This is a genomic window from Streptomyces sp. HUAS 15-9, from assembly GCF_025642155.1.
Classification (GTDB): Bacteria; Actinomycetota; Actinomycetes; order Streptomycetales; family Streptomycetaceae; genus Streptomyces.
This window is the reverse complement of the sequence record NZ_CP106798.1, coordinates 5922899-5936166: the sequence shown is the minus strand read 5'-3', so window position 1 is coordinate 5936166 and position 13268 is coordinate 5922899. Positions and strand designations below refer to the sequence as shown.

The 13268-nt window shown below is 69.0% G+C and carries 10 protein-coding genes and 4 pseudogenes; 4 read left to right on the top strand and 10 right to left on the bottom strand.

Annotated elements, in window-relative coordinates:
- Positions 1-7 precede the first annotated feature (7 nt).
- The 3 genes from N8I87_RS27525 to N8I87_RS27510 form a co-directional block, all read right to left on the bottom strand.
- The gene (locus N8I87_RS27525) at positions 8-934 is read right to left on the bottom strand and encodes an aminoglycoside phosphotransferase family protein (RefSeq protein ID WP_263212634.1); all 927 of its coding nucleotides are present in this window, start codon (positions 932-934) and stop codon (positions 8-10) included.
- 599 nt (positions 935-1533) lie between these two features.
- Positions 1534-2283, bottom strand: coding sequence for a transposase (locus N8I87_RS27515; RefSeq protein WP_263216700.1), 750 nt, complete (start codon positions 2281-2283; stop codon positions 1534-1536).
- Positions 2284-2614: 331 nt separating this feature from the next.
- Positions 2615-2818 (bottom strand): hypothetical protein, encoded by a 204-nt coding sequence (locus tag N8I87_RS27510; protein WP_263212631.1) that lies wholly within the window; start codon positions 2816-2818, stop codon positions 2615-2617.
- Positions 2819-3117: 299 nt separating this feature from the next.
- Here N8I87_RS27510 and N8I87_RS27505 point away from each other — a divergent pair, with 299 nt between their 5' ends.
- Both N8I87_RS27505 and N8I87_RS27500 read left to right on the top strand, forming a co-directional pair.
- Positions 3118-3570 carry a S26 family signal peptidase gene (locus N8I87_RS27505; protein WP_263212629.1) on the top strand — a complete coding sequence of 151 codons (453 nt, stop codon included), beginning with the start codon at positions 3118-3120 and terminating at the stop codon, positions 3568-3570.
- A 29-nt stretch (positions 3571-3599) separates the two neighbouring features.
- On the top strand, positions 3600-5474 hold the full coding sequence (locus tag N8I87_RS27500; RefSeq protein ID WP_263212627.1) for an AfsR/SARP family transcriptional regulator: 1875 nt from the start codon (positions 3600-3602) through the stop codon (positions 5472-5474).
- Here N8I87_RS27500 and N8I87_RS27495 read toward each other — a convergent pair.
- The 6 genes and pseudogenes from N8I87_RS27495 to N8I87_RS27470 form a co-directional block, all read right to left on the bottom strand.
- Positions 5455-7449, bottom strand: coding sequence for an ABC transporter ATP-binding protein (locus N8I87_RS27495; protein ID WP_317633496.1), 1995 nt, complete (start codon positions 7447-7449; stop codon positions 5455-5457). The genes N8I87_RS27500 and N8I87_RS27495 overlap by 20 nt on opposite strands.
- Complete coding sequence (locus tag N8I87_RS27490; protein ID WP_031104389.1) at positions 7446-7949, bottom strand: TlpA family protein disulfide reductase; 504 nt, start codon at positions 7947-7949, stop codon at positions 7446-7448. The genes N8I87_RS27495 and N8I87_RS27490 overlap by 4 nt, the downstream gene beginning before the upstream one ends.
- Complete coding sequence (locus N8I87_RS27485) at positions 7937-8530, bottom strand: MauE/DoxX family redox-associated membrane protein (RefSeq protein WP_263212625.1); 594 nt, start codon at positions 8528-8530, stop codon at positions 7937-7939. Before N8I87_RS27485 ends, N8I87_RS27490 begins: the two co-directional genes overlap by 13 nt.
- Before the next feature lie 81 nt (positions 8531-8611).
- Positions 8612-8809, bottom strand: coding sequence for a hypothetical protein (locus N8I87_RS27480; RefSeq protein ID WP_031104392.1), 198 nt, complete (start codon positions 8807-8809; stop codon positions 8612-8614).
- A gap of 219 nt (positions 8810-9028) precedes the next feature.
- Positions 9029-9869, bottom strand: a pseudogene (locus N8I87_RS27475) (IS5 family transposase).
- Positions 9870-10118: 249 nt separating this feature from the next.
- Positions 10119-10577, bottom strand: a pseudogene (locus N8I87_RS27470) (transposase); the annotation flags it as partial.
- A gap of 524 nt (positions 10578-11101) precedes the next feature.
- Between N8I87_RS27470 and N8I87_RS27465 the strand changes: the two are divergent.
- A complete protein-coding gene (locus N8I87_RS27465; RefSeq protein WP_263212621.1) occupies positions 11102-12343 on the top strand; it encodes an IS110 family RNA-guided transposase in 1242 nt (413 codons plus the stop codon).
- Between the two features lie 21 nt (positions 12344-12364).
- Here the strand turns inward: N8I87_RS27465 and N8I87_RS27460 are convergent.
- Positions 12365-12635 (bottom strand): annotated as a pseudogene (locus N8I87_RS27460) (transposase); the annotation flags it as partial.
- Between the two features lie 14 nt (positions 12636-12649).
- Between N8I87_RS27460 and N8I87_RS27455 the strand changes: the two are divergent.
- Positions 12650-13195 (top strand): annotated as a pseudogene (locus N8I87_RS27455) (protein kinase domain-containing protein); the annotation flags it as partial.
- Positions 13196-13268: the final 73 nt, after the last annotated feature.

Below are 13268 nucleotides of genomic sequence, written 5' to 3'. Positions count from 1 at the left end.
GGCCCGGTCAGAACGGGCCCCATTCGTCTCGGCCCTCCCCGGTGCGGAGGGACCGAACCCGCCGGGCGAATTCCGCCGCAGCCCGGTCGCTGCTCGTCACCTGGTGGCCGAGCCAGGCAACCATCATCAGTTCGCGCAGGTCCGCGAGGGTCTCGTACCCAGGCCAGTTCATCAGGTCGAAGCCGTACCGGTGCACGAACTCCGCGTACTCCGCCTCGGTGTGCCAGGCGTACCGCTCGTAGAACATCGCTGTCTGGACCAGGTCCCACTCACGTGGGGCGAGAGCGAAGCCGTCCAGGTCGATGAGCACTGCGTGCCCGTCCCGATGGCGGAGGATGTTCCCGATACTGGCATCGCCGTGGATCATGCCGAAGGGAAGGACAAAGTCCAGTCGGTCGTACTCCTTGCCGAGGCTCGCCGCTCGCTCCTCCAGGAACGTTCGGTCCTCTGCCGAGATGCCGTCCAGACCTTCGAGGGAAGCCGCCACCTTGGCCAGCGGCTCGAAGTACGGCAGGCCCAGAGATTCAGGCTCTTCCAGCCAGTGCAACCGGCGTAGAAGGTCGGCGAGTTCCCGGACCGTCGCGTACTCCTCGTTCTCCTGAACGCTCTCCCAGAAGGTCACCACGAAGCCGCCGATGACGAGTGGTTGGGCCACCGACGCCGGCACGCGCATGGCCGGGAAGTCCCGCGTCTCAAGCCACCGGGCCACGCTCACAGCCCGTTCCATCTCAGTGAGCACCGCCGGATCACGCGCGATGCGGACGATGACCGGTAACGACGCCAGGCGATAGACTGCGTTCGAGCCGAGCCGCAACAACTCGGCGCCGCGGGAGTCGAGTTCGGCCGTGGCGCATGCCTCCCGGAGGACAGGCTCGAGGCCCTCCGCCGTGAACTCCGCGCCGCCGTCCGCTCCCCCGCTGCTGCCCGAGATCATGCTTCGACCATACGGGCCGGATCGAGAGCCCGACAGGCCGCCCACGTAATAGGGACGTAATGATCTTGATCAGCGCCGACCTCCGCAGCCCCTCCGCCGCAGGTCACCACCCCCAAAGCGCAACGGTCTCTGCTGGCCTCCGGAGCCGTGTGCGCAGGTTCGAATCCTGCCGGGGGCACTTCACATGAAGTGCCCAAAGACCCCGTCGACAGCGGAAACGCTGAGGCCGGGGTCTTCGCGTATGTGCAGGCGGATGCAACCCGAAGCGGCCCTATGTCGAGGTCTGTGGACGAGGCGTGGACGGGATCTTGAAGCATCGCCGCAGGTGAGCCCCGCCAAAGCAACGCGACCCCGGACGAGCGCGGGGCCGCATCGCGAAGCGGTATCGGCCCCCCTTGAGTCTGTCCCGTCAATAATCTCGCGGCTGACCCCAGGCCCAGCCTCGCCCCACCGCGTCGCCACCCTCGCACCGCAGTGCGGCAACCAGCCTGGTGAACTGCCGCGGGCCGAGCCCGGTGAACGGGGTTGTCCAGGGCGACTCCGGCACCGTGATCACGCCAGCCATCCCAAGATCGTGGCATCAATCTCACTGAGCTTCTTCAGCGTTGCCGCTCCAGGGTGAGGATGGCTTTGGCGATTGACGTCATGCGGTTTGGGCTGCATCGGGATCTGCGGAAGATCCTCCAGGACTTCAGTCGTGCGACGCCGCGTTCGACCGGTGCCCGTGTCGCGGCCAGGGCCCGGTTGACGGTCTTCTCGGTGAGGGTGAGTTCTTGCAGGGGTCTGCGTTTGATGCCCGTGGTCAGCCAAGGGCCGCCGCCCTGGTAGGCGAGGTCGGCCAGGACGGGAACGCCCTGGCGCTCGCAGATGCGGATGATCCGGTGGGTACGGGCAGCGGTCAGGTCGTGAGCTCGGCCCGGCAGGGCGGGTGACAGCCACAGCAGCCGGCCGTCCGGGTCGGTGACCACCTGCACGTTCACTCCGTGTCGGCGGTGCTTGGCCGAGTAGTCGGCCCGTCCGTCGCCGGCCCGGTCGCACTCGGCGAGCGTGCCGTCCAGCAGGACGAAGTCCACATCGGCCTCGCGCAGGACCTTCAGCAGACCTGGCGCTCGTTCGGCGAGCAGGTGGATGACTGCGCTGGTGTAGGCGTGGGCGGTGGACTCGCTGATCCCGAACCCAGCAGCGATCTTCGCCAGGGTCGTGTGTTCGCGCAGGTACACCAGTGCCACCGTCGCGCGTTGGGACGGGCGGAGCTTGCACCGCCGGTCACCCTCGCGGGTGACGAGAAGCATGGTGACCCACTCCACGAGCGCATGGGGCAGGTCGAGTGCGGCAGGATAGATGACCAACGAGGCCCCGAGCAGCGTGGTTGAGACGTCAGACATCTCGATCAACAGCTCGGTGGCCTCGCTCGTTGCGGTTCATCGACCGTCACCTGATCGGTGGCCAGCTCGAAGAACCTCACCGACTGCAAGATCTGTCAGAGCGTCGCCCCAGGGGCAGCAGGGCATCCTCTGGCAGACCGTCCTTCAGGAGCGGGAAGCTTCTCTCGGGGTCCTGAAGGACGCCGCCGCCGTCCCCCGGCAGCAGGTGCGGGACGACGGCTGAGCGGCCTCCGGACGAACAGCGCGCCGATCGGGCCGCGGACGGCGCGTCCGCGGCCCGATCGCCATGTCACCGTCAGGCCGACGGCCGGCAGGGCGAGCTGAGGTAGCAGGTGCCGCAGGACGTGTAGCCACCGACCACATGGCAGATCTGCCGGTAGTAGAAGCTGTTGCGCTGGCTGCAGTAGCAGATCTTCTCGAAGGTGGTGTCCGCCTGGGCCACGGCCTTGGGCACGAGCCTGCCCAGAATCTTGTCGCCCATCGTCCCCATGAATCCCATCACTGCCGTTTCCTTTCGAGTACGCACTGCCGGAAAGAAGCAGATTCGACCGTAGCAACGGCAGATACGGCGCTTCGTACAGTTCGGATACAGCGAGCGGAAGAGACCAGTCCGCAAACCGTGTCCAGCGAACCGCCCGATACACCCATAGACACCCAACTTCCACGCGAATTGCAAAGGGGGCGAACAGGGCGCGACGCACCCCCGGGTTTCCCGCGGGGGCAAGAAGAAATACATTGACAGGCAATACGGCGGGCGGGCACGATCACACCGACCGGCGGAACCCACGGGGGGTGTCTATGCCTGTTCTGTTGATTGCCGTTGGGTTCCTTGTCGGCCTCGCTGGCGCCGTCCTTGCCGCGCTCCGCATACGCGGCCGATACACCGTGGTCACCGTGGAAGGCACCAGCATGGCGCCGACGCTTTCGCCCGGCGACCGGGTGGTGGTGGAACGCCGCACCGTCGACCAGGTGCGGACCGGGGACATCGTCGTACTGCAGCCCCCGCGAAGGACGGGCGACTACGAACCGCTGAGCGACCGCGCATGGAACATCAAGCGGGCCGCCGCGCTTCCCGGGGACCGTATTCCGGAAGGAATACCGGGAGGCGGAGACCTCACTGAGGTCCCGGACGGGCGGCTGGTGGTGCTCGGCGACAATCCGGACAGTATTGATTCCCGTCATCGGGGATTTTTCGAGGCCGACCGGATCATGGGCGTGGCGGTCCGCCGACTGGGCGGCAGTGCTTTGTAAAAATCACATACCGGGGGACAGCCACAAGCATGACCGTCGAGTTCCGGGCCCTCGGCCCGCTGGAAATAGTGGACGGTGGCCAGACCGTCCGTATAGCCGCTGACAAACAGCGCACCATTCTCGCGATGCTGGTCGCCCACCGGGGCGGCGTCGTCTCCGTGCCCGCCCTCGTGGAAGAACTCTGGGGCGGCACCCCGCCCCGGTCGGCGGTGCCCAATCTGCGCACGTATGTGATGCAGTTGCGCCGGCTCCTGCCGCCCGCCGCGGACGGCACGCACCCCCGGCTGATCACGTCCCGCTCCGGCTACGCGCTCCGGACGGACGACGGCGAGACCGACATCGCCCGCTTCGAGGCCCTCGTCGAGCGGGCACGGCAGGCGGCGGCCGGGCACGACCTGGCGGGGGCCACCCGCGCACTGGGCGGCGCCCTGGCACTCTGGCACGGGGCGCCACTGGAGAACGTCGTCAAAGGACCCGCCCTGGAGGGCATCGCGGCGGACCTCACCCAGCGGTACCTGAGCGCGATCGAGGCACAGGCGGACGTGGAACTCGCGCGCGGTACCGGGGCGGCCGTGGTCGACACCCTGCGCCGGGCCGTGCGCCAGCATCCCCTGCGCGAACGGCTGCGCAGCCGCCTGATGCTCGCCCTGCACCACAGCGGCGACACGGCCGGCGCGCTCGCCGCCTTCACCGACGCCCGCGAAACGCTGCGCAACGAACTCGGCCTGGACCCGGGGCCGGAGCTGTGCCGCACCCAACAGGCCGTGCTGCGCCGGGAACCGGATCCGACGTCCGTCCGGGAGGTCACCGCCCTGACGACGGCGCGGCCCGCGCACCCGGCCACCGGTACGGTGCCGCGCCAGCTCCCCCGGGCTCCCGGGCCGTTCGCCGGACGGGCGCACGAGACGTCCCTGGTGCGGGACGCCCTGCGCACCCGGGACGGGACGACCGCCGGGGCGCCGGTCGTGGTGCTGCACGGGCCGGCCGGACGCGGGAAGTCGGCGCTGGCCCTGCACGTCGCCCACCGGGCCGCCGCGGACTACCCCGACGGCCAGCTCTACGTCGATCTCGACAGCCCGCGGGCCGGCGCCGGCCCCCTGACCCCGGTCACCGTGCTGCGCCACTTCCTCCGCTCGCTCGGCATGCCCAGGGCGGACGTGCCGACCGCCCTCTCCGAGGTCTCGGCCTACTACCAGTCCATGGTCGCGGGCCGGCGCGTCCTCGTGGTCGTCGACAACGCCTTCCACCGCGGCCAAGTCCTTCCGCTGCTGCCCGCAGGCCCGGGGTGCGCGGTGCTGGTCACGAGCCGGAGCGTCCTGCCCGCGCTGGACGCGGTGCATGTGCCGGTGGACCCCCTGGACGAAACGGACTCCGTCCGCCTGCTGTCCCTGCTGGCCGGGGACCCGCGCGTCACCGCGGAGCCCCGGGCGGCGCGGGAGATCGCACGGCTCTGCCACGGAAACCCCCTCGCGCTCAGCATCGCGGGGGCCCGCTGCGCCGGCCGCCCGCAGGGGAGCCTCGCCGGACTCGCCGCCCGGCTGCGCGACCCGGCGCGCACCCTCGACGAATTACGGGTCGCCGACCTGACGATGCGCTCGTCGTACGCCAGGAGCTACCGGGAGCTGTCGGCCCACGACCCCGAACACCGCGCCGCCGCACGGGCGTTCCGCCGGCTGTGCACCCTCGGGGCGCCCTTCAGCGCGACGCGCGCCGCCGAGGCCATCGGCGCCGCCCTGCCGGCCACTGAGCGGGCCCTGGACTGCCTGGTGACCGTCGGGCTGCTCACTCCGGTGGCGCGCGAGGGGTTCCGGATGCCTGATCTCGCGGGCCTGTACGCGAGAGAGCTCGCCGCCCGCGACCAGGTCCGCTACAGGGAGCCGGTGCTCAGCCGATCGGCGATATGACCGCGTGCGACGGCTCCGCCGCCGGTGCCCCGGGCCGGTCCGCCACGTCCGGACGAGCCGGTGCGTCCGGGGCCTGCGGTGCGTCCGGGGCGTCCACGGCCTCGGGTGCGTCCGGGGCGTCCGGGGCGCGATAGCCCTCGGCCTGGATGGCGAACAGACGCGCGTACTCGCCCTCCCCGGCCATGAGCTGCTCGTGCGTTCCCCTTTCCACGATCCGGCCGCCCTCCAGCACGACGATCGCGTCCGCCTCGCGGACCGCGCCGAGCCGGTGGGAGACGAGCAGGCTGGTGCGCCCCGCCCGGTGTTTGCGCAGCCGGGCGTGGATCTCCGCCTCCGCCTGGGCGTCCAGGCCGGCACTGGGCTCGTCCAGGATCAGCAGGTCCCGGTCGTCGCGCAGCAGGGTGCGGGCGAGCGCCAGCCGCTGCCACTGGCCGCCGGAGAGCACGACCCCGGACTGCGGGTCGTCCTCGGCCTGGTCGGCGAATATGCGGCTGAGCATGGTGTCGTAGCCACGGGGCAGCCGCTCCACGGTGCCGTCGGCATCGGCGAGCCGGGCGGCCTCGCGCAGTCGCGGGCGGTCGTCGAGCGCCTGGAGTTCCCCGACGCCGATGTTCTCCGCCGCCGTCAGGTCGTAACACATGTAGTCCTGGAACAACACGCCTATACGACGGCGCAGTTCGGCCGGCGGCACGTCGCGGATGTCCACTCCGTCCCAGTAGATCGCCCCTTGGGTCGGATCGTAGAAACGGCAGAGCAGTTTGATCAGGGTGCTTTTCCCCGCGCCGTTCAGCCCGACGAGGGCGACCGCGGTTCCGTGCGGGACGGTCAGGTCGACGCCCCGGAGAATCCACGGATGGTCCTCGGCGTACCGGAACCAGACGCCGCGCAGTTCGATGCCCCGGCGCAGGGCCGGCAGTCGCCCCGAAGGGTCCGCCGACGGCAGGTCGTCGGGGAGCGACATCACCTTGTCGTGGTACCCGAAGACGAGCAGCGCCTCGTGCGCCATCGCGACGTTGTCCACCAGACCGGTCAGGGCGGCCTGGGTACCGGCCACGGCGGCGACGAACGCCGTCACGTCGCCCACGCTCAGGGTCCCGGTCGTGGCGGCCCGCACCGCCCACACTAGTCCCAGTCCCGCGACCACTGTGGACAGCAGCGCGAGGAGGGACTGCGTCCGCGCCTCCTGGCGGTCGAGCCGCTGTTCGCCCTCCTGCCGGATCGCGAGCTCCGTGAGCATGCGCCCCTTGAGGAAGTCGCCGAGGCCGAACAGCCGGGTCTCCATCGCGCTGCGGACGTCGGTGAGAAGCAGCGAGTAGAAGACCTGGCGGCGGACCGCGGGGGAGACTCCCGCGAGCATGCCGACCCTGCGCCGGGACAGGGAGAGCCGCGCGAGGAGCGCGGGGACGGCGGCCACCGTGACGAGTGCGGCCATCGACGGGCTCAGCAGCGCCAGCGTCCCGAGCAGGCTCACGAGCGTGATGACGTTGCGCGCGGTGTCGAACAGGCCCGTGGTGACGGGGCCGAGCCCGCCCCCGGACGCCTGCATGGCCATGTTGAGGTCGTTACGGAACCCGGGGTTCTCGAACCGGGACAGCCCCTGGAGCCGGTTGACGGCGCCGTACAGGCGGTCCTGCATCAAGCGGTCCAGCCGGCGGCCCAGTTCGTTCTGCAGGTAACCGCTCAGGTGCGGCAGCACACCGGCCGCGAGGCCCACGGCGGCCAGGCCCGCCGCCAACTCCAGCATGTGTTCCGGTCGTCCGCCGGCCAGGTCGTCCACGACGAGTTTCGTCAGCCATGCCGTGGCGGTGGGCAGCAGGCCGAGGACGACGGTGACGAGCGAGTACGCCAGCGCGTGCCACGGTCCCGCCCGCCAGCACATCGACCAGGCGACCCCGAGGTGCCGCACGGTCCGCCTCGGCCCCGCCGTGACCGCCCGCCCGGCGGGCCCGGCCTGCGGTCCGTTCTCCACGCTCACGCCGCCGGGGCCGGCTCGGGCAGCTCGGCCAGCTCGGTGGACGCCTGCACCACGGACCCCTCCCCGTCGACCAGGACGAAGGTGGGGAAGGCCTGGATGCCCATGTCGTCGGCCACGGCGTGGGCGTCCTCACCTCGGATCACCGCCGCGTCCGGACCCACCGCGGCGACCAGCTCGTCGGCGCGCGCCCCGTCGCCCGACACCACCGCCAGCGCCCCGTACCGGCGGGCCCGGACGGCGAACTTCGGCGCGTGGTCGTGGCAGGTGTCGCACTGCGCGTCGAAGAAGGCCACGAGGGTGGCGCCGGATGCCCGGGCGGCTTCCGGAAGCCGGTGGCCCACCAGCATGCCCGGGTCGTACGAGGAGAAGCCGGGCCGACCCGCCAGCCGTTCGAGTTCCGCGGTGTGCTCGCGCAGCCGGCGCAGCACCGCGAAAGTGAGGAGCAGGTCGAACAGGCACAGCACACCGACCAGGACGACGGCGGCAATCAGAAAAGGCATGAAGGGGACCTCACTTGTGGACGGCGCGTGGACGGGCGGCGACCGGGGCCGGCCGGCCGGTGCGGAAGAGGGCGGCCAGGTCGTCGAGCCGGGCGACCAGCAGGGCCGCGACGATCGCCGCGACCGCCGCGACCGCGCCGCCGCCGGCGTGAGTACCATCCGGCGGCGGGCAGCGCGGTCATCACCGCGAAGCCGGCCGCGCCCGTTCCGGCCAGGATCAGGTTGCGGACCACGTGCAGCGGTCCCAGCGGAGTGGCCGATGCTCCGAAGCAACGGCACGGGGCGCGGCGTCCGCCGCGCAGTGCCACCACGATGCCCGCGGTGAAGGCGAGCAGCAGGAGCACCGCGGCCGCCAGCCCCAGGGGCGCCGTTCGCGGGGGCACGAGCAGCAGAAGTACCGCGACTTCTCCGGCGATCACCGCGGCGGCCGCCGCCCTCGACACCTTCCGGGGAAAGAGCCGCAGGTCAGTGATCGACCGGGCGAACGAGGCGAAGGCGGTCCTGCTGCGCACCTTTCCGGCGAGCGCCAGCAGAAAGACACCGAACAAGAGAATCCGGCATGCGAAAGCGACGTAGGTCATGCGCGAAGTCCTCGTATGTGGGGCACGGGAGCGGACGGCCCGGACGCGTGCCAGCGCCGCCCGCCCCGCACTCGTGTTCTGTCAGCAGCCGATGTAGCGGACGTTCTCGCACTTTCCGCACGAGGTTCGTCCGCCCACCACGTGACACAGGCGGTAGATCTTGCGCCAGTCGGCGGTGCAGTAGCAGTACTCCCACCAGCTGGTGTCCGCGGACGCGGACGCCTTCGGCACGAAACGCTCGAGCACCCGGTCGGCGACCTTGCTCAATGACGGCATCATGAGTTCCCCTCCTCCTTTCGGCAGACGGTACGCACGCGCCATAGACCGGCCCGTACAGCGGACATACAGCGGCCGCCGGGCCCCCGCGCCGGTACGGGAGTCCGGGGCGGGGCCCGGGGCCGGCTCCTCAGCTTCCGGCCGGGGGCGCCACCGGGAGCGTCACGCTGCTGAGCCCGGTCCTTAGAGGGCATTTGATCTAGGCGAATTGCCCTTTCTATTCTAGTAAGTCCCTCGCCAGGTTGGTGTCGTCTCGTCCGTTATGCGCTTGGCGAGGTTGTCGATCGAGGCGACGTGGATCATGGCCTCGGAGCTGGCGGGAAGGGTCTCGTAATCGCGAGAAAGGCGCCGGTGCAACATAAGCCAACCCAGGCTTCGCTCGACTACCCAGCGTCTTTTGACAACGTGAAAGCCGTGAACTCCGGGGTTTCTGTTGACGACTTCGACGTCGATTCCGAGACGTGCGCCGTGCTCGATGACGGCGTTCTTGAAGCCGGTGTCGACCCAGCTCTTGGCGATGGTTGGATACGTCTTCTTGGCTTGGTCGAGAAGACGTATTCCTACGGCGTTCTCGGAGAGGCTCGCGGCGGTGACAGTCACGGCGAGGATGAGTCCGATCGTATCGGTGAGTATGCCTCGCTTGCGGCCGACGATCTTCTTGGCGGCGTCCGTTCCCTGGCTGGTCAGGGGCACGTTGGTGGAGGTCTTCACGCTCTGGGTGTCGATGACGGACCCTGTGGGTTCGGGCTTGCGCCCTTCCTTCACGCGGGCGAGCCCGGTCAGGTCGTAGTTGAGCTGGGCGAGGATTCCCTCATCGCGCCAGGCGGCATAGTAGGCGTAGACGGTGCCGTAGTTCGGGAAGTCGTGTGGGAGGTATTTCCAGGGGATTCCCGTGCGGTTGATGTAGAGGAGTGCGTTGAATACGTCGCGCAGGTCGACCTTGGTAGAGCTGCCCGGTGGGTCTGCGGTCGAGCCGGGCTTTTCTCCAGGCCGTCAACGTCGGCTCGATTAGGGCCCATCGGGCGTCGGAAAGGTCGCTGGGGTACGGCTTCCGCTGGCTCACGTTCCAGAGGGATCATGGGTGTGACGGAAGATCGGGTTCCGGTGATCATCGGGCGGTTCCGTGCCATCTCTACGTCAGACACGCTTCGAGGATCGAAGCCGAGCGAAACGGGCGGGCAGGTCCGGAAGTCTTGAAGTGATGAAGCGCATTGATCCGCCGAAAGACCTCAAACTGACACAGCGACAGAACTCGCATACCGGCATGAGGCATACCTGAACGCCCACTGAGAGGTCGTTTTCTCCCGATGTTTCATCCCGGAATTGGTGTTTGATCCCCAGGTGTCGGGTCGCGCCAGGAGATGGTGGCTTCGCCGGTGAGGCGGCGGGCCATCAGGTCGGTCATGGCGAGGTGGATCATGGCTTCGGAGCGGGCGGGCAGGGTCTCGTAGTCGCGCGCCAGGCGGCGGTGGAACATCAGCCATCCGTACGTGCGCTCCACGGTCCAGCGCTTAGGCAGCGGAGTGAACCCCCTGGTCCCGGGGGTGCGTTGGACGATTTCCATGTCGATGCCGAGCTGAGCGGCGTGCTCGACGAGGTGCTGGCGGTAGCCGCCATCGACCCAGACCTTGCGAATGGTGGGGTGAGCGGCCGCGACCTGGTCGATCAGGTGAGTTCCTGCTGCGGAGTCCTGCACGCTCGCGGCCGTGACCAGTACCGCGAGCAGTAGTCCGAGGGTGTCGGTGACGATGCTCCGCTTGCGGCCCACGATCTAATGGGCAGCAGTTGGAGCCGGAGAAGCCTCGTCCTGACCCAGGTGGATGAACCCTGAAATCGAGAGTGGCTCGATGGTTCTGACTCCGATCGATGGCGGGAGGGACGGGTTGTACTCGTCGTGGGTTCCCGGGGCCAGGACCCCTTGAATGCAGAGTCGAGCCGCCGCTTCTCCCGCCGTCCCGGTCACGTTGCCGGACACCGGCGTCAGCACGATGCCCTCCGTTGATCCGGGCTTGAGCCCCTGAAAAGACCGGCGGGTGCTGGCGCTCGTGGTCGGCAACGTGACCGATCACATGATCAGACCGTTGACGTTCATGGTCCGAGCCGCTCGCAGGGATCACCTCTGACCTGTTCAGGAGCCATCGAGCTCTTCTCAAGACTGAGGACCCTGCAGGTCGCTGGGGTCACGAACGGCTAATCGGATGACGGGCCATCGAGCCCTGCCATTAGGGAGACGCGTGCCCCGCACGGCTGTGACCAGCCAAAATACGCGACTCACCCGAGAGGACGTGAACCGTATTGAGCGTGTTCTGCGGCATCGACTGGGCCAGCGACCACCACGACGTCGTCCTGGTCGACAACGCCGGATCCTTACTGGACAAGGCCCGTATCGACGACAACGCCGACGGCCTGGCCCACCTCCTGCAGATGCTTACCGAGCACGGCGACAGCGCCGAAGCTCCCATTCCGGTGGCCATCGAGACCTCCCGCGGGCTGCTGGTCGCCTGCCTGCGCGCGACCGGCCGCCCCATCTACGCGATCAACCCGCTGGCCGCAGCACGCTACCGCGACCGGCATGCGGTCTCCCGCAAGAAGTCCGACCACCTCGACGCCGTGGTACTCGCGAACATCCTGCGCACCGACGCCGCCGCCCACCGCCAGCTGCCGGCCGACTCCGAGCTCGCCCAGGCAATCGCGGTCCTCGCCCGCGCTCAGCAGGACGCCGTGTGGGACCGCACCCAGGCCGCCAACAAGCTCACCTCGCACCTCCGCGCGTACTTCCCCGGCTTCCTCGCCTCCGTCGGCGTGCGCCGCGAGGGCGTCTGCCACCCCATCGCCCGCGTCCTGCTTGCGGCCGCCCCCACCCCCGGCCAGGCCGCCCAGCTGACCCGCGCCCAGTTGCGGTCGTTGCTGAAGAAGGCCGGTCGCAAGAACACCATCGATGCAGAGGCAGAGCGTCTCCAGACCGCGCTGCGCGCCCCGCAGATGCGCCAGCTCCCGCTGGTCGAAGAGGCCATGGGCCGCCAGACCCTCGCCCTGCTGCGGCAGCTGGATGCCGCCTGCGCCAGCGCCGACGACCTCGCCGAGGCCGCGATGGAGTCTTTTAAGCAGCACCCGGACGCCGAGATCATCACCGGCTTCCCAGGGCTCAGCGCGCTCAGCGGCGCCCGGGTGTTCGCCGAGATCGGCGACGACCGATCCCGCTTCGCCGACGCGAAAAGCCTCAAGGCTTACGCCGGTTCGGCCCCGATCACCAGGGCCTCCGGCAAGAGCGTGGCCGTCCTTGCCCGCCGGGTCAAGAACCAGCGACTGGCCGGTGTCGGCTACGTGTGGGCCTTCGCCGCCATGGCCCACTCAGACGGCGCCAGAGCCCACTACGACCGCCGCCGCAAGGCCGGAGACCGCCACACCGCCGCTCAGCGCAACCTTTTCAACCGCATGCTCGGCTGCCTCCACCACTGCCTCACCCACCGCGTCCACTACAGCGAAACGGTGGCCTTCGCCGCCCCATCAGACACTCAACTAGCGGATGCCGCTTGACAGTTCTTCCGCATCGGATGTCTGCTTCGCCGCGTCGGTGCCCTGGCCGGCGGCCGGGACGCTGGTGGAGGTCTTCACGCTCTGGGCATCGATGACGCACGCGGACGGCTCCGCACGCTTGCCCTCCTGCTGCCGTAACAGCCTGCGCAGTACGCCGGTGAGCTGGGCGAACACGCCACTTCTTCTGCCACTTGGCGAAGTAGCCGTAGCAGGTCTCCCAGGGCGGGAAGTCGTGCGGCAGGTAGCGCCACTGCACCCCGGTGCGGTCCACGTACAGGATCGCGTTCATGATCGCTCCGCGACCTACTCCGGGACAATCCGCCGAGCCTGAAGACGACGCTGGCAATCTTGATTGGCATTGCTGACGGCCTCGTATATGTACGCGAGAAGATTCCAGGTTTCGTGCATGCCGACCTCAAGCCAGAAAATGTACTGATCAATGAGAGCGGTACCGCAAAGATCACAGATCTTGGCCTGTCGCATATAGCCAAGTCTGACAAACGGTTTGATGGGCGCTCACCTGACACGCCCCACCTCATCGACGCCACCACGGCCGGGACCGGCGTGTCGGTCGGTGGCGGCACCCCCCTCTATATGGCTCCTGAGCAGATCACCCTTGGCAGAGCGCAGCCCGAGAGCGACGTGTATGCCATCGGTTGTATCGCCCATGAGCTGGCCACTGGCACCCCCGCCTACGGCCTGCCATCCACCCCGGCGGACTACCTCCTGCGCCACCTATATCGCCAGCCGCTGCGGCTGGAGGCAGTCCGCACTGGTACCCCGCCTGCATTCGCGGAGCTGGTAGCCACGATGCTCGCGAAGGCACCGCAAGCCCGCCCTTCTTTGGTTGAGGTTCGCGACACCTTACGCGCCATTGCGGCCAAGCTCGGAATTCGGCTACCTTTCCCAGAGGCTGCCCCTGCCG